General features: G+C 71.4%; 17 protein-coding genes. 9 read left to right on the top strand and 8 right to left on the bottom strand.

Annotated elements, in window-relative coordinates:
* Positions 1 to 66: 66 nt before the first annotated feature.
* Positions 67 to 2,970 (top strand): glycosyl hydrolase, encoded by a 2,904-nt coding sequence (locus ABZS77_RS12230; RefSeq protein ID WP_354821384.1) that lies wholly within the window; start codon positions 67 to 69, stop codon positions 2,968 to 2,970.
* A 204-nt stretch (positions 2,971 to 3,174) separates the two neighbouring features.
* Positions 3,175 to 3,513 carry a DUF6223 family protein gene (locus tag ABZS77_RS12225; protein WP_354821381.1) on the top strand — a complete coding sequence of 113 codons (339 nt, stop codon included), beginning with the start codon at positions 3,175 to 3,177 and terminating at the stop codon, positions 3,511 to 3,513.
* 18 nt (positions 3,514 to 3,531) lie between these two features.
* Here the strand turns inward: ABZS77_RS12225 and ABZS77_RS12220 are convergent, their stop codons facing one another.
* Positions 3,532 to 4,200 (bottom strand): response regulator transcription factor, encoded by a 669-nt coding sequence (locus tag ABZS77_RS12220; RefSeq protein WP_354821378.1) that lies wholly within the window; start codon positions 4,198 to 4,200, stop codon positions 3,532 to 3,534.
* A complete protein-coding gene (locus ABZS77_RS12215; RefSeq protein ID WP_354821375.1) occupies positions 4,197 to 5,342 on the bottom strand; it encodes a sensor histidine kinase in 1,146 nt (381 codons plus the stop codon). Before ABZS77_RS12215 ends, ABZS77_RS12220 begins: the two co-directional genes overlap by 4 nt.
* Before the next feature lie 108 nt (positions 5,343 to 5,450).
* Here ABZS77_RS12215 and ABZS77_RS12210 point away from each other — a divergent pair, with 108 nt between their 5' ends.
* On the top strand, positions 5,451 to 6,947 hold the full coding sequence (locus ABZS77_RS12210; protein ID WP_354821372.1) for a hypothetical protein: 1,497 nt from the start codon (positions 5,451 to 5,453) through the stop codon (positions 6,945 to 6,947).
* A 252-nt stretch (positions 6,948 to 7,199) separates the two neighbouring features.
* Positions 7,200 to 7,649, top strand: coding sequence for a hypothetical protein (locus tag ABZS77_RS12205; RefSeq protein WP_354821370.1), 450 nt, complete (start codon positions 7,200 to 7,202; stop codon positions 7,647 to 7,649).
* Positions 7,650 to 7,722: 73 nt separating this feature from the next.
* Here ABZS77_RS12205 and ABZS77_RS12200 read toward each other — a convergent pair whose 3' ends face one another.
* The gene (locus ABZS77_RS12200; protein ID WP_354821367.1) at positions 7,723 to 9,267 is read right to left on the bottom strand and encodes an arabinofuranosidase catalytic domain-containing protein; all 1,545 of its coding nucleotides are present in this window, start codon (positions 9,265 to 9,267) and stop codon (positions 7,723 to 7,725) included.
* Positions 9,268 to 9,458: 191 nt separating this feature from the next.
* Positions 9,459 to 11,294 (bottom strand): RICIN domain-containing protein, encoded by a 1,836-nt coding sequence (locus ABZS77_RS12195; RefSeq protein ID WP_354821364.1) that lies wholly within the window; start codon positions 11,292 to 11,294, stop codon positions 9,459 to 9,461.
* Between the two features lie 300 nt (positions 11,295 to 11,594).
* Between ABZS77_RS12195 and ABZS77_RS12190 the strand changes: the two genes are divergently transcribed.
* From ABZS77_RS12190 to ABZS77_RS12175, 4 genes are all read left to right on the top strand, one after another.
* Positions 11,595 to 12,833 carry an extracellular solute-binding protein gene (locus ABZS77_RS12190; protein ID WP_354821361.1) on the top strand — a complete coding sequence of 413 codons (1,239 nt, stop codon included), beginning with the start codon at positions 11,595 to 11,597 and terminating at the stop codon, positions 12,831 to 12,833.
* Between the two features lie 154 nt (positions 12,834 to 12,987).
* On the top strand, positions 12,988 to 13,827 hold the full coding sequence (locus tag ABZS77_RS12185) for a sugar ABC transporter permease (RefSeq protein ID WP_354821358.1): 840 nt from the start codon (positions 12,988 to 12,990) through the stop codon (positions 13,825 to 13,827).
* Positions 13,824 to 14,648, top strand: a complete 825-nt coding sequence (locus ABZS77_RS12180; RefSeq protein WP_354821355.1) for a carbohydrate ABC transporter permease — start codon at positions 13,824 to 13,826, stop codon at positions 14,646 to 14,648. Before ABZS77_RS12185 ends, ABZS77_RS12180 begins: the two co-directional genes overlap by 4 nt.
* A 30-nt stretch (positions 14,649 to 14,678) precedes the next feature.
* Positions 14,679 to 16,388 carry a trehalase family glycosidase gene (locus tag ABZS77_RS12175; protein ID WP_354821352.1) on the top strand — a complete coding sequence of 570 codons (1,710 nt, stop codon included), beginning with the start codon at positions 14,679 to 14,681 and terminating at the stop codon, positions 16,386 to 16,388.
* Here the strand turns inward: ABZS77_RS12175 and ABZS77_RS12170 are convergent.
* Entirely contained in the window at positions 16,378 to 17,412 is a 1,035-nt protein-coding gene (locus ABZS77_RS12170; RefSeq protein ID WP_354821349.1) for a LacI family DNA-binding transcriptional regulator, read from the bottom strand. The genes ABZS77_RS12175 and ABZS77_RS12170 overlap by 11 nt on opposite strands.
* A gap of 221 nt (positions 17,413 to 17,633) precedes the next feature.
* Between ABZS77_RS12170 and ABZS77_RS12165 the strand changes: the two genes are divergently transcribed.
* The gene (locus ABZS77_RS12165; protein ID WP_354821346.1) at positions 17,634 to 18,347 is read left to right on the top strand and encodes a hypothetical protein; all 714 of its coding nucleotides are present in this window, start codon (positions 17,634 to 17,636) and stop codon (positions 18,345 to 18,347) included.
* Between the two features lie 18 nt (positions 18,348 to 18,365).
* Here ABZS77_RS12165 and ABZS77_RS12160 read toward each other — a convergent pair whose 3' ends face one another.
* The 3 genes from ABZS77_RS12160 to ABZS77_RS12150 form a co-directional block, all read right to left on the bottom strand.
* On the bottom strand, positions 18,366 to 18,962 hold the full coding sequence (locus tag ABZS77_RS12160; RefSeq protein ID WP_354821343.1) for a WHG domain-containing protein: 597 nt from the start codon (positions 18,960 to 18,962) through the stop codon (positions 18,366 to 18,368).
* Positions 18,955 to 19,788, bottom strand: coding sequence for an alpha/beta hydrolase (locus tag ABZS77_RS12155; RefSeq protein ID WP_354821340.1), 834 nt, complete (start codon positions 19,786 to 19,788; stop codon positions 18,955 to 18,957). Before ABZS77_RS12155 ends, ABZS77_RS12160 begins: the two co-directional genes overlap by 8 nt.
* Positions 19,789 to 19,875: 87 nt before the next feature.
* Positions 19,876 to 20,274: a VOC family protein gene (locus ABZS77_RS12150; protein ID WP_354821337.1), complete on the bottom strand. Its 399-nt coding sequence runs from the start codon at positions 20,272 to 20,274 to the stop codon at positions 19,876 to 19,878.
* Positions 20,275 to 20,425 lie beyond the last annotated feature (151 nt).

The following is a 20,425-nucleotide window of genomic DNA, read 5'->3' as shown; positions in this document are numbered from 1 at the left end:
TTCTCCTCAATTAAGACGAAGGCGTCGAGCCGGCCCCCGCCGGCACCGGCGCGCGATGGAGGCACCATGAAACCTCCCGTCCCCCACCGCCGATGGGCCCTGGCCGTCACGACCGCCCTGGCGCTCGTCGTCGGCGGCCTGGCCATCCCCGTCACCGGCCCCGCATCGGCGGCCCCCGTCGGCGCCGGCAGCTACACCACCACGCCCGTCGGTCCGCTCCCCACCGGCTGCGGGTCGATGTCCACGAACCCCCGACAGTTCGTCACCGCGAACGCCCCCGCCGGGGCGGTACCCACCAACGACTGGTGGTCGTCGCTGCTGTTCAAGCGCACCGACTGCTCCTTCAGCGAGCCGCTGCACGCCCACCCGGTCTCGTACGACACCTACACCGACGGCCTCGGCTTCTCCGCCAACTCCACGCCCGCCATCAGCGGCACCGCCACCGGCGTCGGCGAATTCCACTACCCCTACGTCCAGGACATCCGGGTCGGGGTCGCCGGACTCGGCGCGCCCCTGGTCAAGGTCGACGGCTGGACCGACTGGACGGTGAGTCCCTATTGGAGTGACGGCACGCGCACCATGCGCGCCACCATCGGCCACGGGCTGCCCTTCGCGTACTTCCAGACCACCGGCGGGAACGCGCAGATCAGCACCGCCGGCACCCCCGAGGTCTGGTCCAACAACGGCGCGAGCATCGGCTTCCGGGTCAACGGCCACGACTACGTCGGGTACGCCCCGAGTGGCGCCAGCTGGACCGTGGCGTCCGGCCGGATCACGTCCACCCTGGCCGGACGCGGCTACTTCTCGGTCGCCCTGCTGCCGCCCACGTCGAGCGCGACGGAGCGCGCCGACCTGGCCGCCACCTACGGCCGGTACGCGCACGCCCACGTCACCGGCACCCAGGTCTCCTACGCCTACAACCCGGCGACCAGCGGGCTGACCACCACGTACGCGTTCACCACGACCGCCCGGGAGGGCACCGCCACGCAGACGGTGGTCAGCCTCTACCCGCACCAGTGGAAGTCGCTGAGCGGATCCACCGCGATCACACCGACCTACCCGTCGGCGCGCGGCCGGATGAAGGTGCTCACCGGCGTCAACCAGTTCCGTACCGCGATGAAGTACCAGGGTGTCCTGCCGGAGCTGCCCGCCGTCGGCGACGGCAGCGGAAGCGACCTGGCGACCCTCACCGGCCAACTCGCCGCCGTGCGCGCGAACCCGATGGACCAGCGCGGTGGCGACACGTACTGGACCGGCAAGGGACTCGGCCGGGCCGCGCGGATCGCCGAGATCGCCGACCTGGTCAACGACACCACGACCCGCGACAGCGCGCTGAACGCCATCCGCGGCACGCTCACCGACTGGTTCACCGCCTCCAGCGGCAAGAGCAGCCGGGTCTTCTACTACGACAACAACTGGGGCACCCTGATCGGCTACCCGGCGTCGTACGGCTCCGACCAGGAACTCAACGACCACCACTTCCACTACGGCTACTACATCGCCGCCGCCGCGACGCTCGCCAAGTTCGACCCGTCCTGGGCCACCAGCAGCCGCTACGGCGGCATGGTGGACCTGCTGATCCGCGACGCCAACAACTACCGGCGCGACGACACCCGCTTCCCCTACCTGCGGGACTTCGACATCTACGCCGGGCACGACTGGGCGTCCGGGCACGGCTCGTTCGGCTCGGGCAACAACCAGGAGTCCTCGTCGGAGGGGATGAACTTCGCGAACGCCCTGATCCAGTGGGGGCAGGTCACCGGCAACACCGCCGTCCGTGACGCCGGCGTCTTCCTCTACACCACCCAGGCAGCCGCCATCCAGGAGTACTGGTTCGACGTCAGCGACCAGAACTTCCCCGCCGCCTTCGGGCACTCCACGGTCGGCATGGTCTGGGGCGACGGCGGCGCGTACGCCACCTGGTTCAGCGCCGACCCGGAGATGATCCAGGGCATCAACCTGCTGCCCGTCACCGGCGGACACCTCTACCTCGGCAACAACCCCGCGTACGTCCGCACCAACTACGCCGAACTGGTCCGCAACAACGGCGGACAACCCACGGTGTGGCAGGACATCCTCTGGCAGTTCCAGGCGCTCGGCGACCCGGACGCGGCGCTTGCGAACCTGCGGGCCAACCCCGGCTACACACCCGAGGAGGGCGAGAGCAGGGCGCACACCTTCCACTGGATCCGCAACCTCGCGGCGTTGGGCACCGTCGACACCACGGTCACCGGCAACCACCCCCTGTCGGCGGTCTTCTCGCGCAACGGAGCGCGTACCTACGTGGCGTCGAACCCGACCGCGTCACCGGTCACCGTGACGTTCTCCAACGGCACCACGCTCACCGTGGGCGCCGGCCGGACGGCCACCACCGGGGCGTACACGTGGAGTGGCGGCAACGCGGCCGGCGGCGTGTCCCCGACGCCCACCGATCCCCCGCCGACGACGCCGCCGCCAACCACGCCGCCGCCGACGACGCCGCCGCCGACCACGCCGCCGCCGACGGGCAGCCCGACGCGGTACCTGCTGCACGGTGGCGGCCTGGGCGCCGCCGGTGGCGCGGCCACGACCACGGTCGCGGCCGCCAACGGAAACCACGACGGTACGCCGACGAACGCGCAGGTGTTCACGGCGACCGGGCTCAACCTCGCCTACTCCGGCGCGCAGACCGCGTTCGACCTGTTCGTCGACGCGGGCACGGCGGTCGGCAACGGTGTGCAGGTGCGGGTCTCCTACGACCTGACCGGCAACGGCAGTTGGGACCGGACCGAGACGTGGCGGTACTTCGCCACCGACCCGGTGTCCGGCTACGAGCACTACACCCAGGCCGCCGGCCTCGCCTCGGCCACCGGGTCGTTGGGCGCGCTGAGCAACGGCACGGTCCGGGTGGAGGTCTGGTCGGCGATCGGCAACAACCCCAGCACCGTGGGCATCGGCAACCAGTCGGTGCTGAAGCTTCCGTACTCCTGATCGGTCCGTCCGCGCCGCCGCCGACCGTGCCACGGCCGGCGGCGGCGCCCGTTCGCGAGGCCACGGACACCACCGGGGTGGTGCCTCGCACCGGACGCGTACAACCCCGGTGGTACGGCCATCGGCAACTCCGGCATGACGACCGGTGACCCCGCGGCTCCATACGCTGCAACGGCATCCGCCCGTGAGCGAAGGGAACCGCCCATGTACGACACTCACCTGCTCGCCGCCAGCGTCACCACGATGAGCGCCGGGAGGCTCGGCGCCTCCGTGGCCGCCGTGCTGGGGCTGATCGGCGTGGTCATCGGTGGCCTCGCGTTGGCCCGCCCCGCCACGGGCGCCGGTACCGCGCGGCTGCGGCCCGTCGCGGCCGTGGCGGCCGGGCTGGTCGGCCTCGCCCTCGGCGGCGTCGTCGTGGCCACCTCGGACAGCGGCATCGGCACCGGCAACGGACGGGGCGGCGCCTACGTGGCTCTGGTGGTCGGCCTGGTCAGCATCGTTCTCGGCGGGTTGGCGCTGGCCCGTTCCCGGCGTGCCGGCTGATCCCGACCGGCGGCCCGGTCACGGGCGGTCGCGGGCGAGCCAACCCGGAACTGCCAGACCGGACTCGTAGGCGAGGATCACCAGCTGGGCCCGGTCCCGGACCCCCGCCTTGGTCATGATCCGGCTGACGTGCGTCTTCGCGGTGGCCGGGCTCAACACCAGCCGCGCCGCGATCTCGTCGTTCGACAGGCCGGCCGCGACCAGCGCCATGACCTCGCGTTCCCGGTCGGTGAGCGCGTTCAGCCGTGGGCCCGGGTCCGGGTGCCGGGCCCGGGCGGCGAACTCGGAGATCAGCCGGCGAGTGATCGACGGCGCGATCAGCGCGTCGCCACGGGCCACCACCCGCACCGCGTGGATCAGCTCCGCCGGCTCGGTGTCCTTGACCAGGAAGCCGCTCGCGCCGGCCCGCAGCGCGCCGTACACGTAGTCGTCCAGGTCGAACGTGGTCAAGATGATCACCCGGATGTCGGAGTGCGCGGTGATCTCGCGGGTAGCCGCCAGGCCGTCCAGGCCGGGCATCCGGATGTCCATCAAAACGACGTCCGGCCGCGACCAGCGGGCCAGGCGCACCGCCTCGGCGCCGTCGGCGGCCGCACCGACCACCTCGAGCCCGTCCTCGCCCTCCAGGATGGACCGGAAGCCGGCCCGGACCAGGGTCTGGTCGTCGGCGAGCAGCACCCGGATCACGCCGACACCCCCGCCGGCACGCCGCCGGGCCGCAGCGGAAGCCGGGCTCGCACGCAAAAGCCGCCGTTCGGCCCGGGGCACGCGGTCAGCGAACCGCCCAACGACCGCGCACGCTCACCCATGCCGAGGATCCCGTTGCCGGGCGGCCCGGGCGACCCGGTGCCGTCGTCGTCGACCTCGACCAGCACGGCGTCCCCCTCGGGTCGGACCCGCACCACGGCGGCCGTCGCGCCCGCGTGCCGGGCCACGTTCGTCAACGCCTCCTGAACGATCCGGTACGCCGCCAGGTCGACCTCCGGCGGCAACGGCCGGGTCTCGGTCACCTCGACACGGATCGCCAACCCGGACCGCCCGGCCACCGCTACCAGCTCGTCGAGAAGGCCCAGGCCGGGCACCGAGACGCCCGGCGCATCGCTCTCCTGCCGCAGGACGTCCAGGGTCGCGCGCAACTCGCGCAGCGTCTCCCCGCTCGCCTGCTTGATCGCGGCGAGGGCCTGGAGGGAACGGGTGGGATCCGGCCGGTGCAGTGCGGCGCTGGCCTGCACATTGATCAACGACAGGTGGTGTCCGAGGGCGTCGTGCAGGTCACGGGCGATGCGCAAACGCTCCTCGGTGGCCCGCCGACGGGTCTGCGCCCGCATGTTCCGCTCCGCTTCGCGCACCCGGGCCTGCGCCTCCGCGACGTACGCCCGGCGGTTGCGGGTCACGCCGACGATGACCGCGACGAGCCAACCGGCGTGCAGCAGCGTCGCACCGTTGGAGTCGGGCCCGACACGGTTGCCGCCGTCCGCGACGGCGAAGGCGACCACCGAGGCCAGCCCCAGCCCGATCGCCACCGCGAGGTGACCCTCGTCGACGACCGTGTAGAGCGCCACGACGAAGACCAGCATGATCGGCCCCGGGCGGTGCAGCAACGCCCCGTACGCGCCGACCGCCGCCAGCGCCACCACACCCACCCACACCGGATGACGGCGACGCACGTACAGCGCACCGGAGGAGACCAGCACCACCAGCAGGGCCACCCGGTCGGCGGTGGTGTCGACACCCTCGGACTGCACCACCAGGCCGACGAGCGCGACCAGGCCGACCACGAACACCACTGACACGTTCGCCGCCCGGCCCCGCCATGGCCAGCTGGACATAGGCCGAAGCCTACGTCCAGCAGGGACGGTCCGTCGCCCCGACGCCCCCCACGCGCGGATCACAACGGCTACGCTCTCTCCCGTTCATCAACGGGGGGAGGAACATCAATGGATCGTTCACGTCTACGGCGGGCCGCCGCGTGGTTCGGCGTCTGCGCCATCGGGGTGCTCGGCGCCAACGCCGTCGCGCCGTCGTCCGCGGTCGCGTTGCCCAAGGGCACGCAGCTCCGCCTCGACCACACCGCTCTGGTGCCAGGCTCGATCGGCAAGACCCAGTCCGTCTACCTCTACAACTACGACACCGACTTCGCACTCAACGACGTGACCGTCACCATCGACACCGCGAAGCTCGCCGGTGTCGCCACGGCCGCGCTCACGTTCGAGGGCCTCGACCCGTGCAAGCAGTCGGGCACCACGATCACCTGCACGTTCGACACGCTCGCCTCGGAGAACCTGTTCGCGGGCATCACCACGCTCACCTTCCGGCCGCTGGCGGCGGCGAAGGTCGGCGACGAGGGTGAGGTGAGCGTCAAGGTGGCCAGCCGCGACCAGACGTACACCCGGACGTCGACGGTGACCGTCAGCGAGAAGGTCGCTCTGGAGGTCGGGCCGATCATCAGCAAGAAGGCCAAGCCGGGCGACGTCTTCACCAACCCGCTCACGGTGCGCAACGCCGGGGACAACGCGGTCACCGGTGTCGACCTGTTCTTCTACTACGAGGCCATGTTCACCGTGCCGAAGCGCTACGACAACTGCGAGTACGGCAGCTTCGCCGCGTACTGCCACTTCGACGCGACTCTGGACCCCGGTCAGGAGTACCGGCTGTCCGAGGATCTGCCGTTGCAGCTCCGGCCGCAGGTGCCGGCGCCGGGCGTCGCCGGGGCCGGGTTCACCTGGTCGACTCCAGTCGACGGGCGGGACAACCTCGACATGGTCCGCGCCACCAAGCCGACCCGTGGCACGCAGGGCACCCTCGGCCTGGTCCGCAGGACCGACGGTCTGCGCGCACAGGGCGCCCAGACCGAGGATTCGGTCTTCCTGGACTCGCAGCACGTGATCCTCACCGTCGAGGGCACGAACCGTTCCGACGTGAGCGCCGTCGGCGGGCAGGTCCGCGCCAGTGTCGGTGCCACGGTCACCGCGAAGCTGGGTGTCAAGAACCTCGGCCCCGCGTACGCCTCCGGGATCAGCGAGCCGGCCGCGACCGTGACCGTCGTACCGCCGAAGGGCACCACCGTCACGGCGGTGCCGGACGGCTGCGCGAAGGCCGCCGCCGGCTACGTCTGCCGGACGGCCGTGCACCCGCTCGACGTGGGCGAGGCGGTCACCTGGGACTTCGGTCTGCGGGTGGACACCGCCGGGGAGCTGACCGGCACCGTCACGGCGAAGTCCTCGACCCCTGACGTGACGGCCGACAACGACGTCGCCGCACTCGTCGTCAACCCCGCTGGCGGCGGCGTCGGTGGCGGAGATGCCGGCGACGGCACGTCCCTTCCGATCACCGGCCCGTCCGGTCTGGTGCTGAGCGGCGGGATCGTCCTGCTGGCCGCGGGTGCCGTCCTGTTCCTGATGGGCCGCCGCCGCCGTACCCACTTCGTCTCCTGACCCGGCGACGCCGCCGGTAGGACAACCCGCGCAAGCCCTGGTCGGACGGGTTCCGACCAGGGCTTGTGCGTGTCCGGCGGACGCTGGAGCGCGGGTGCGCCGGCCAGTCGGGTACCGACGGCCCGCTCGGGCGCGAGGTCACGGCACGTCGGTGACCGATCAGGAATCAAGAAGCGTCCGATTGTCGCCGGGCCTAGCCTTTCCCCAGGTAGACGGCATCACGCCGAGCCGCACACGAGAGGGAGCCCGAGAATGTCAGCGAAGACGTCCACGACCGGATCTGACGGCTTCACCGCTGAGGAACGTGCCGCGATGAAGGAGCGCGCAGCCGAGCTGCGCGCCGAGGGCCGCAAGGGTGCGAAGCGGGCCGACGGTCTCCAGGCGGTTCTCGACCGGATCGCGCAGATGGAGCCGGAGGACCGTGCGCTCGCCGAGCGGGTGCACGTGACGGTGACCGCCACCGCCCCGGACCTGGCGCCGAAGACCTGGTACGGGATGCCGGCCTACGCGAACGCGGACGGCAAGATCGTCGTCTTCTTCCAGGACTCGGCCAAGTTCAACTACCGGTACTCGACCCTGGGTTTCCAGGACTCGGCCAATCTCGACGACGGTGACCTGTGGCCGGTGGCGTACGCGCTGCGCGCGTGGAGCCCCGAGGTGGAGAAGCGGGTTGTCGAGCTGGTCAAGGCGGCGGTCTCCTGACCGGCCGCGCGGGTGCGCCGGCCACCATGGGTTGGTGACCGGCGCACCGGTACGCGTGGGCGCCGCCCCGGGGTCAGCGGTAGCCGGCGCCGACCACGTTGGCCTGCACCGCGTTCTCGGTGGCGTCGGTGGGGTAGCCGGCGACCATGGCCCCCTCGTAGAAGGTGCCGGCGCTGAGGTTCGCGCCGCCGTCGGGCTTGCAGCAGTCCCCGCCGCTGCCCAGGATGATCGCGCCCTGCTTCTTCATCGGGCTGTATCCGGGCGGGAGCGAGCCGTCCCACAGGGTGTAGAGGCTGCCCGCCTGCGCGTCGCTGCCCTTGATGGCGAAGCGGCTGGTGCCGTTGTTCTTCAGCGTCGCGGTGACGAACTTGCTGGTGAACGCGCGCTGGTTCGGGTTCCAGGAGCTGCTGCCGCCCGGGAACAGGCCCCACTCCAGGTCGGCCTGCACCCAGGGTCCGCTGCCGGAGCAGCCGCCGAACCAGCACTGCTTGCCGAAGTTGATGGCGTCCATCGCCCCGGCGGCGTCGGCCTTGCGCGTCGTCTCGCTGTTGCCGTAGTCGAAGCAGCAGCCGCTGTTGACGTGGGTCCCGCTGGTCACCATGTACATGCCCTCGGGAGCTGCACCGGTCGGCACTCCGGTCAGGTGTCCGTCGCGCCAGTAGCTGTTGCCGGGGTTGATGTAGAGCGAGTACGCCTTCGCGCCGCCCACCGTGAGGGATTCCGAGGTGGCGGTCGCCGGCCTGCTCTGCGGTGAGCCGGGAACCACGCTCGACCCCTGGTACCAGAGGTCGTTGCCGCGCCCGGACTGGTCGAAGACGACGGTGATCACACAGGTCGTGCCGGCGCAGAACGAGTCCTGCGTGGCCGCGTTGGCGGTGCCGCCCGTACCCGTGAGCCCGATGTTGCGGGTCGTGTTGTCCGACGAACGCCGGACCTGGTACAGGTTGCCGGCGTACGCCTCGTAGAGGGCCCGGGTCGTGCTGTGCGCCGCGACGCACGGGGTGCCACCTGAGGCGTAGATGTCGCACGGGCGGGCGCCGGTCGGCGGGTTGGTCGGCGGCGGGGTGGTGGTCGGCGAGGCCCACTGCTGGTTGGCGCCTCCGTTGCAGGCCCAGAGGATGATCCTGGTGCCGTTCGCGGTGGCGGCGCCGTTGGCGTCGAGGCAGAGCCCGGACTGCACGCCGGTGATGGTGCCGTTGCTGTTGACGTTCCACTGCTGGTTGTTCTGGCCGTTGCAGTCCCAGATGATCACCTGGGTGCCGTTGGCGGTGCCGCGGCCGGAGGCGTCCAGGCACTTGGTGCCGTACACCTGGAGTTGCCTGGTGGACGTCCACGTCCAGGTCTGCCCGGCGCTGCCGTTGCAGTCCCAGAGTTGCGTCTGGGTGCCGTTGGTGGTGCTGGAGTTGGGCACCTCGAGGCAGCGGCCGGACGGCGTGCCGACGATCGGGGTGCTCCGCCCCGGCTCGATGGCGGCCGCCACCGGTGCGGCGGGGGTGACGCCGATGCCGACGAGGATGCCGAGCAGCGCACCCGCCAGGGTGGTCAGACGTCGGGCGCTACGGCGCCTCGGGTTGGGGTGGCGGGCTCTGCCTGGCCCACTCGGGGACGGTGTTCGCACGAGGTGGCTCCTCGGAGTCGTGGAGGCGCGGGGATTGGCGACTCGCCACGGGCGGCGGTGGTGGTGGCGGAGGCGAATCGATTCGCACCGAATCGTATGATGTTTGTTCGATTCATGTCAATGAATGTGGTCGGCCCGCTGGTGCGCCGGCCGGTGGTGCGCCGGCCAGCGCACCACCGCCCCCGAGACGCCTAGCGCCCCCAGATCCGCCACGTCTGGTTCAGCGGGCTGCCCTGGTTGACCGGGTTGCAGGTCCACTGGTGCACCGCCGCGCCCGGCGCCGTGGAGATCGTGCTGACGTCGACGCACTTGCCGCTGTGCCGGGCGACCAGTTGGTAGTCGTGCGGGTCGCTGCCCGCGTAGGTCACCTTGCGGAGGCTGAACTGCTGGTTGAGGCCGTTCAGGCAGGTCCACTGGTGCACCGCCGCGCCGTCCGCGGTGGACACGCCGCTGACGTCCAGGCACTTGCCGCTCTGCTGGTTGACCAGGGTGTACGTGTTCGCCACACCGGTGACCGGCCGGAAGTTCCAGAGCTGCTGGTCACCACCGTCGCAGTGGTTCTGCTGCTGGACGGTGCCGTCGGCGGTGCTCGAACCGGCGTTGTTCAGGCACTGCTGCGAGTGCTGGGCCACCGCCACCGACGGGAAGCCGCCGTCGGAGGGCGGCAGCAGGGTCACGGTGTACGTGTCGTTCTGGTTGCCGTACGGCAGGGTCACCGTGGCGTTGCCGGCGGACAGGGCGACCACGGTGTTCGAGACCGTGACCGGGCCCTGCACGGCGCCGCCGCCGTTGTGCGGGATCCGCTGCGTGAGCACCCGCACCTGGTTGTTCTGCACGATGCCGCTTGTCGTGTCGAGGCGTCGCAGGGCGACCGTCAGGTTCCCGGTGGTACGCCCACCGCCGACGAGCACCTTCGCCACGCCGGTCGCCTTCGTGGCGAACGCGTCGTACGACTGGCTGGGTGTCACCGCGACGATCTGGCCGGCCTGGGAGGCGTAGTAGCGGTAGGCCCACCACTCCCCCTTGGGCTGGTGCTGGCCGGCCGAGTTGCGGACCAGCAGGTTGCCCAGGTCGTTGTGCAGGCTGCCGCCGCTGGCCCAGTTCGCCCGCAGGCCGTCGGCGCGGGCGCGCTCCAGGCGCGCGATGTACCAGGCGCCGTCGGCGGGATTCTGTTCGTCGGGGGCGCCGTACTCGTTGATCTGGTACGGCCGGGGGTGGGCGATGCCACGCGGGTCGAGGGTGGCGTTGGCAGCGGCGACGTTGGCGACCGGGTCACCGGGCAGCGAGTGCCAGCTGACGATGTCCGGCACGGTGTTGGTCGAGCGGACGAAGTCCAGGTACTGGTTCCAGAAGGCGTGCGTGGTCGACGGTACGCAGGCGCAGCTCGGCCCGACGATGAGCTGGTTGGGGAACTCGGCCCGGATGCGCTGGTAGGTGCGGCGCCACAGTTCGAGGTACTGGGAGATCGGGCGGTTCCAGAAGATGGTGATGTTGGGTTCGTTCCAGATGTCCCACTGCACCGACAGCCCGGACGCCCGGACGTCGTTGACGAGGCGGGTCAGGAAGGCGTCGTAGTCGGTCCAGTTGCCGTTGTCGCCGGGGAAGCGGGAGATCCCGGCGCCGTCGGCGCCCCACAGGTCGTGCGGCAGGATGATGAACTGGCCACCCAGGGCGACGGTGCGGCGCGCCTGGGCGAGTGTGGAGTTCCACCGGCGGTCGTAGGTGCCACCGACCCAGCCGCTGCCCGGCAGCTGCGCGCCACCGGCGCGCATGTACTGGAACTTGACGTCCCGGTAGAAGTGGTCCGCGGGGCCGCTGGCGTTCTCGGTCATTCCGTAGATCCAGCCGGACGCGCGGTAGGTCGGTGTGCCGCTGGTCGTGGCGAAGTCGACGCTTATCGACTCGTCGGCGGCGCGCGCGCCGGGCGCGGCGACGGTCACGGCGGTGGCGGCGGCGAGCAGGCCGGTCGCGAGTCGGGCGACGAGCGCGCGGGCTCGTCCTGGCCTGCCGTGGGACGGGGTTTTCACGGGCGGCTCCTTGGTGGGGCGTGGGGGACGCACTCCGGAGGCGACGCTTGCGAATCGATTCGCAGAGATCGTAGGACCGGACACTCAACGATGTCAATGCAATGACGGCGCGGTGGCGAGCGCGTTTCCCGCCGTCACAACCCTCGCCGCTGATCTCCCCTTGACCGGCGAGCGGAGCCCGTCCTATCTTCGGGCGAACCGGTTCGCCGAATCGATTCGCCTCAGATCGGACCACGTCCGACGCGCGACGGTCAGCACCCCGCACACCCATCTGACGATCGACTTGAAGTGAGGCAGCAGATGACCGGACTCAGTCGGCGACGGCGCCTGGCCGCCGTCGCCGTGACAGCAATCTGCGTGGTGGCGGGAGCCGGCTGCTCGTCGTCCGCCGGCGGCCCCTCCGACGGCGGCGCCCACCTCGTCTGGGACCCGTATCCGCAGTTCGCCGACGACTCCGAGTGGGTGGCGCTGCTCAAGAAGTGCGGCACCTCGGCGGGCGTGACTGTCGAGCGGACCGGCTACGACACCACCGACCTGACAAACAAGGCCCTCCTCGCCGCCCAGCAGGGAAACTCCCCGGACGTGCTGATCGTCGACAACCCGGTGATCTCGACGCTTGCCGAGGCCGGCGCACTCACCACCACCGACGAGAACGAGCTCGACGTGTCCAGCATGGAGGCGAACCTGCTCGGCGCCGGCCAGCGCGACGGCAAGACGTACGGGGTACCGATCGGCGCCAACACCCTCGCCCTCTACTACAACAAGGACCTGCTGACCCGAGCCGGCGTCGATCCGGCCTCGATCCGGGACTGGACATCGCTGAACGCGGCGCTGACCAGGGTGAAGGCCAGCGGCAAGAAGGGCATCACCTTCTCGGCGATCGGCACCGAGGAGGGCAGCTTCCAGTTCCTGCCCTGGTTCTGGGGGTCCGGGGCGCAGCTGACCGCCCTGGACTCGCCGCAGGCCGTGTCCGCGTTGACGCTCTGGACCGACTGGCTCCGGCAGGGGCACGCCCCGAACTCGGTCATCAACAACACCCAGACCACGAGTTGGCAGGAGTTCGCCACCGGCGACTACGCGTTCGCCGAGAACGGCACCTGGCAACTGGCCAACGCGGAGAAGCTCGGCTTCCCGTACGGCACCATCGCGATTCCGGCGAGCGCGGGCGGCCCGGCACCGGCACCGACAGGCGGTGAGTTCGTCTCCATCCCCGTGCAGGACAAGACCGGCCGGTACGCGGCGTCGCAGAAGCTCGTCGCCTGCCTGACCAACGCCGACAACCTGCTCACCACGGACACCACACTCTCCTACGTGGCACCCGTCGCCGCCGTGCAGGAGCGCCAGGCGGCCAGCGACCCCAAGCTGAAGGTCTGGGTGGAGGCGGTCCGGGCGGCCAAGGGCCGGACCGGTGACAACCTCGGCACGAAGTACCCGAAGATCTCCGAACCCCTGTGGACCGCCGTGCAGGCGTCCCTCAGTGGGTCGAAGTCGCCACGGGAGGCGCTGACCGCCGCGCAGGCCGCGGCCACGGCCAGGTAAGCGCGGCCGAACCGACACGATGACCTCCACGACACCGAAGTCCACCACCGGACGAAGCCGTGGTGGGGCGGCGAACGTCGCCCCACCCGCGCCTCCTCCCCGTTCCCGATCCCGCCGGCCGCGCCGCTTGTGGACCTGGGGCTTCCTCGCGCCGGTGACCATCTACCTGCTGGCCTTCTACGCCTACCCGCTCTACCGCAACGTCGAGCTGAGCCTGCGCGAGTACACCGTCCGCTCGTTCGTGCAGGGCGGCGCGCCCTTCGCCGGCCTGGACAACTACCGCACGGTCCTGACCGATCCGGCGTTCTGGCCGACGTTGACGCACACGGTGGTCTTCACCGTCGCCTCGCTCGCCGTCCAGTTCAGCGTCGGCATGGCACTGGCGCTCTTCTTCCGCCAGCACTTCCCGCTGTCGGGCACCCTGCGGGCGCTGATCCTCGTCCCGTGGCTGCTGCCGCTGATCGTCTCGGCGTCGACCTGGTCCTGGCTGCTCAACAGCGAATCGGGGCTGGTCAACGCCGCGCTGGGCGTCGTCGGCGTCGACCAGGTCAACTGGCTCACCTCGCCGGGCTGGTCGCTCACCTCGGTGATCATCGCGAACATCTGGATCGGCATCCCGTTCAACCTGGTGGTGCTGTACAGCGGCCTCCAGGCGATACCGACCGAGGTGTACGAGGCATCCGCGCTCGACGGAGCGACGGGGTGGCAACGGTTCTGGTCCATCACCTTCCCGTTGCTGCGCCCCGTCTCCGCGATCACGCTGCTGCTGGGATTGATCTACACGCTGAAGGTCTTCGACATCATCTGGATCATGACCCGGGGCGGCCCCACCGACTCCTCCGCCACGCTCGCCACCTGGTCGTACCGGCTCGGCTTCGGCAACCTGCTGCCCGAGTTCGGTCCGGGCGCGGCCGTCGGCAACCTGCTCATCGTGATGGCCCTGATCGCCGGGCTCGTCCACATCCGGCTCCAACGGAGGCAGAACCCGCGATGACCACCTCCACACCCCGGGCCTGGTGGAAGACCGCCGTCGGCCTGGCGCTGACCGGGCTGATGCTCTTCCCCGTCTACTGGATGGTCAACGTCTCGTTCACCCGGGACCAGGACATGCGGGCCACTCCCCCACACCTGTTTCCGGCGGACGGCACACTCGACGGCTACCGGGCCGTGCTCGACCAGCAGATGCCGTACCTCGGCACCAGCTTCCTGGTCGGTCTCGGCACCGTGGCGCTGACCGTGGCCGTGGCCGCCCCCGCCGGGTACGCGCTGGCGAAGCTGCGGCCACCCGGCGGCCCGGCGCTGAGCTTCGTCCTGCTGATCGCGCAGATGATCCCGGGAATCATCATGGCGATGGGCTTCTACGCCATCTACCTCACCCTCGGCGTCCTCAACACGCTCCCCGGCCTGATCCTGGCCGACTCGACACTGGCCGTGCCGTTCGCGGTGCTGATCTTCACGGCCTTCATGTCCGGCATCCCCGACGAACTGCTCCAGGCCGCCGTGGTCGACGGCGCCGGCCGGCTGCGCACCTTCTGGTCGGTCGTGCTGCCGGTCAGCCGCAACGCGACAGTCACGGTGTCCCTGTTCGCGTTCCTGTGGTCCTGGTCGGACTTCGTCTTCGCCTCGACCCTGGCCGGCGGCGGCGACCACCAACCGATCACCCTCGGCATCTACCACTACATCGGCAACAACAACCAGCAGTGGAACGCCATCATGGCCACCGCGGTGGTCGCCTCCGTCCCGGCCACCGTGCTGCTGGTCCTGGCCCAGCGGTACGTCTCGGCGGGAGTCACCGCCGGCGCCGTCAAGGACTGACCACCCGCACCAGAAAGGCATCCGCCACCCATGACCGTCGCCCCGTCCGGTCCGGAGTTCTCCATCCAGGACATCCCGTTCAGCTACCGCGGCTCCTGGTTCAACATCTCCCCGGTGGTAGCCGAGAAGACGTACGCCGACGACCTGCACCTGGTCTCCCACCAGACCGGGCTGCACCCCGTGCTGCGTCTCGCCCCGGACGTCGCCGGCGCCACGGTCGTCGCCACGCCCGCGCTGCTGACCTGGCGGGCCGGGCCCGGCCGAATCGACGCCGTCTACGCGGGACCGGACACCCTGCGGATCCGGGGCCGGCGGCTCGGCCTGCGGGTGGCGGCGGCTGAGAGCACCCTCACCCCGTTCAGCGGCACCTACCTCTACCGCGACCCGGTCGACGGCGCGCACGTGTTCACCTCGTACGAGACCGGGCGCCGCTACCGGATCACGGTGCTGTCCGGTGCCCTGCGGTCCGGCGCGGGCGTGGAGGCGCTCGGCACCGCGGACCGGTTCCTGGACCTGACCGGCGACCAGCCCTGGGAGATCGCCATCGAGGAGTACGCGACGGCCCGCCGGGCGTACGCCCCGTCCGCCAGCTTCGAGCGGCTGTGCCACGACCGGGGCGCGGAGTTCGGCGCGTTCGTCGACGCGGTCGCGCCGTGGCGCGGTCCGGACACCCCGTCCGCCGAGCTGGCCGCGTACGTGCTGTGGTCGGCGACCGTGGACCCGGCGGGTTTCGTGACGCGGCCGGCGGTCCTCATGTCGAAGCACTGGATGGACAAGGTGTGGAGCTGGGACCACTGCTTCAACGCGATCGCCCTGGCCGCCGGCGATCCGGAGCTGGCCTGGCACCAGTTCCACCTGCCCTTCGACCACCAGGACGAGGCCGGCGCCCTGCCCGACTCGGTCACCCACTCGGAGGTCCTGCACAACTACGTCAAACCACCCATCCACGGTTGGGCGTTTCGCCACCTGCGCCGACGCCTCTCCCAGGCACCGGGCCGGGCGGCGCTGGCGCAGACGTACGACCGGCTGTCCCGCTGGACCGCGTTCTGGCTCGACGCGCGCCGCGCTCCCGGTCACGACCTGCCGCACTACCAGCACGGCAACGACAGCGGCTGGGACAACGCCACCACCTTCGACGGCGACCGGGTGCTGGAGACGGCCGACCTCGCCGCGTTCCTGGTCTCGCAACTGAGGTGCCTGGCCGACCTCGCCGCCGAGGTGGGTGAGCCCGCCGCGCGGTGGTCCCGGGAGGCCGACCGGATCCGTACGGCCATGCTGCGGGACCTGTGGGACGGGGAACGCTTCACTGCCCGCGGCCCGCACACCGGACGGCGCGGGGCGAGCCGCAGCCTGCTCGACCTGATGCCCGTGACCCTCGGCGCCGACCTGCCCGTCCCGGTCTCCGACGCCCTGGCCCGGGGCGTCGAGGCGCACCTGACCACGCACGGGCTGGCCACCGAACCGACCGACTCGCCGCGCTACGTCGCCGACGGCTACTGGCGGGGACCGATCTGGGCGCCCTCGACGGTGCTGGTCGAGGACGGCCTGCGGCGGGCCGGGCACACCGGGATTGCCGACGACATCAGTCGCCGGTTCCTCGCGCTGTGCGAGAAGTCCGGCTTCGCGGAGAACTTCGACGCCGAGACCGGGGCCGGTCTGCGGGACCGCGCGTACACCTGGACCGCCAGCAGCTACCTGATCCTCGCCGCCGCGCAGGAGGAGCGGCGGGTCAGGAGGTAGTCGAGCCGGCCCGGCGGGCCCGGACCGGGCCGGTGCTGGACCGCAACGAGACCGGGGGGCTGTACAGGCGGTGCCGCGGCACCGCCTGGGGCGCGCCGATGATCTCCAACAGCAGCGCGACCGCCTCCGCGCCCATCTCGCGCATCGGCACGTCGGCGGCCGTCAACGGCGGCCGGAAGTCCTCCGCCCAGTGCTGCGCGGCCACCCCCGTGACGGAGAAGTCCGCCGGCACCGACAGCCCGGCACCGGTCAGAGCGCGCTGCATGCCGGGCAGCGCCGCCTCGTTGATGGTGGCCACCGCCGTGACCTCCGGATGCGTGGCGAGCAGGTGCTCGACGCACCTCTCACCGGCGGTCGCGTCGTCGCCGCAGCAGACGTCGACGCCGGTCAGGCCACGCTCGGACACCGCCGCCCGGAAACCGGCGAGCGCCCGGTGGCTGGGGCCGTAGCCGGCCGCCACCAACTCGGCGGAACGGTTGACCAGGGCCACGTGCCGGTGCCCGAGATCGGCCAGGTGGTGCACGCACCGGGCGATGAGGCCCGCGTAGTCGATGTCGATCCAGCTCATCCCGTGCGGGTCGGCGGTCCGGCCGATCGTGACGAACGGCAGACCCGTGCGGGCCAGCCGCGTCACCCGGTCGTCCTCCAGGCGGATCTCCATGAGGACCACACCGTCCACGCGTCGCCCGGTGACGATCCGCTCGAACGACCGGTCGTGGTCACCGCCGGACGGGGACAGCAGGACGTCGAGGTCGTGGCGGGCGGCGGCCTCGACGACGCTGGCGACGAAGCCCAACTGCATGTCGGTCAACCGTTGGCTCGCCGGCGGGATCACCAGCCCGAGGGTCCGGGTGCGCCCCTCCTTCAGCGCGCGGGCGCTGGCGTTCGGCCGGTAGTCCAGCTCGTCGATGACCGCCTGGATCCGCTGCCGGGTCGCCTCCGACACCGCCCGCTTGCCGCTCAACACGTAGGAGACGGTGCTGCGGGACACTCCCGCCCGGCGGGCGATCTCCCCGATGTTCATCCGTCGCCCTCGAATCGCCTCTTGCCCCGGCGCGGGGGATGCGCCACGTTCGTCACGAGCATAACCGTGGTGATCCCTCTGCTTCGCCGTGGAACTGCCGGGGCGCGGGGAACGGGCCCGGCGCCGACGACCACGCCCGGGCACCACCCCTTCAGCGGCGAGCGGGTTCCGACGCACTAGCATTGCCGCGGTCCGGGACGGCTCTGCTGAAACGAGGCGAGATGGGTTGGCTCCAGCGGTTGCTGGGTGGCGGTCGGGTCCAGCTCGATCCACAGCGGCAGCAGGCGCTGCTGCGGGACGTCCGGCAGGGGTACGGCGCCCACGCGCGGATCCCGTTCTCCCAGCAGGTCGAGGCGGTCACCGGAGTCCTGAAGGGCGATGACGGCCTGGTGGTGGCTGCCGGGATCGTGAGCCAGGTCGCCGACGAGGCACACGCCGACCTCCAGGCTCAGGCGCAGGACTTCCACCGGCGTACGGGCCGACGCCTGCTGGTGAACCGCCGCAACTACCGGCCACTGTGGAAGGAGGTCGGCCCGGCGCTGCGGTGGCCCCTGTTCGCGCTGCCGTGCGGCTACCACCCGTACGCCCAGCTGGCCGGCGCCGTCGCGGTGGTCGGCGGTCAGGCGCGCCGTCTCGACCGGGTGACCGACCCGGCCCCGCTGGTGACCCGGGTGTTCGAGGTGCTGGACCTGACCACCGCCGGCTGGGAGTACGGCCGGGTGCGGGTGGACACCGACGCCGCCGCGCTTGTCGATCGACTGATCTCAAGTGCCGCGCAGGTGCTCGCCGCCATGGACGACCCGCCCCGGCTGCCTCCCGCGGTCCGTGAGCTGATGCGCCGCAACAACACCGTCGGCGTGCACGATCCGGCCGGTCCCCGGGCGGTGGGTGCGATCAACCTGGGTGCCCGGTTGCGGGAACAACTGCTGGTCTGACGACACCCGGGGCGGCGGTCAGGCCGTCTCCCCGGGGCTCGTCGAGTCGTCGGATCCGTCGGCTCCCAGGCCGCTGATCAGGATCTCGACGAGGAAGCGGTAGCTGCGGTCGACGTCGCGGGGCAGTCCGAAGCCGCCGGCGCTCTCCAGGCTGGCGAAGCCGTGCAGCGCCGACCGCAGCGCACGGGCGGCGTCGACGGCGTCGGCGCCGGGTGGTCCGGAGCCGGCGAGGACGTCGAGCAGGATCCGTAGGGCCTCGTCGCTGGCCTCGCGGTCCTCCTGGTCGTCCAGGTCGGGCGCGCGGACGGTGGCGGCGTAGCGGCCCGGATGGTCGAGGACCCAGCGGCGGTAGGCCTGGGCGAACGCGCGGACCGCGTCCGGGCCGGACCTGCCGACGGTGGCCCGGGCCAGCGTGTCGGCGAGTTCGCGTCGGGCCTGGATCGAGATGCCCCGGCGCAGCGCCTCCAGCGAGTCGACGTGCTTGTAGAGCGACGGTGTGCGTACGCCGACCCGTTCGGCCACCAACCCCATCGACAGGTTGGTGAAGCCGACCTCGTCGGCGAGCGCGGCCCCGGCCGCCACGACCGCCGCGGGGGCGAGCCCGGCCCTAGGCATGGGCGGTCGTGCGCAGGAAGGTGAGTACCAGCGAGGTCACCTCGTCCGGGTACTGCACGTGCGGGTAGTGGCCCGCGCCCTCGATGATGTCGAGCCGGCCCAGGCCGGGCGGGAGCGCGGCCACGATCGCCTCGCCCTCGGCGCGCGGGTCGACCCAGTCCGGGTCGAGCGTGCCCTCGACGACGAGGACCGGACAGCGGACGTTCGGCAGTTGCGCCCCGGCGTCGACCGGTGCCGACTGGCCCATCTTGCGCATGGCCCTCATCCGGCCGGGCTCGCGCATCATGGCGTCGATGCGGGCCGTCCGGGCGGTCCAGTCGGCCGGCTTGCGGCCCGGGTAGGCGACCTCGAGGTAGCCGCGCCAGAGCCGCACGCTGCCCAGCAGGCCGGTCCCGAGCAGGCGGGCCATACCCCTGCGGTACCGGGCGACCCGTAGGTCTCCGAGCCTGATCGACTGCTTGCGGGTGAACGGCGCCAACTCGACGAGGCCGGTCACCAGGTCGGGTGCCTCGGCGGCCGCGATGGTGGCGGCCCCGCCGGAGATCGAGTGGCCGACCAGCACGGCCGGGCCGCCGAGGTGCCGGATCACCGCGAGCAGGTCGTGGGCGATGTCGGTGCGGCTGTAGGACGGCCATCGGGCGCTCGACTCGCCGCAACCCCGCAGGTCGACCGCGGCGACCCGGTAGCCGGCGGCCACCAGGGGCGGAGCGACGAAACGGTACGCCTCGCGGCTGTCGCCCATGCCGTGGGCGAGGACGACGAGCGGCCCGTCGCCGGTCACCTCGTACGCGATGGTGCCGCCGTCGACGGTCAGGTGTTCGGTCATCAGCTCTCCCCGGTTAGCTATCTGCGTTAGCTTTAAGCTAATCAAATTAGCCGACGCCGTCAAGGTGACGCCCGACGCACCCGACGGTCAGACGTCGGCCTCGAGGGCGAAGGTGTTGCCGTCCGGGTCCTGGAGCCAGGCGATACGGCCGCCTCCGGCCCGGGCGGTGATCCCCTTGGCGTCGTGCTCGAACTGCTCGTAGCGGACGAACTCCACACCGGCCGAGGTGAGCTCGTCGACGATCCCGTCGAGGTCGTCGACGTACCACGTCGCCAGCGTGGCGTCGGTCTTGCCGGCGGTGACCGACTGGTACACGTTCAGGGCCGGCCCGCCACCCGAGGCGTAGATCCGGCTGCCGTCGGCGATGGACGCACTGGGAGCGGACCGCAGCGCCCGCAGGCCCAGCTTTCCTTCGTAGAAGGCGGCCGCCATCCGGATGTCGGACACGGCGACCGAGGCTCTGAGGTGGAACTCGTCCAGGGGCATGTCCCACTCTGGCACACCCCGACGTCCGGCCGATGTCGTTCCCGACGTGACACGGGGGCGGGCACGACCCGAAGGTCGTGCCCGCCGTTTGTGGTGTGGTCAGCGTTGCAGGGTGAGCAGGCCGGGTCGGTAGGGCAGGAGGCCGTAGTCT

Source organism: Micromonospora sp. NPDC005298 (genome assembly GCF_040607375.1).
Classification (GTDB): Bacteria; Actinomycetota; Actinomycetes; order Mycobacteriales; family Micromonosporaceae; genus Micromonospora.
This window is presented reverse-complemented; position numbering and strand designations above follow the sequence as displayed.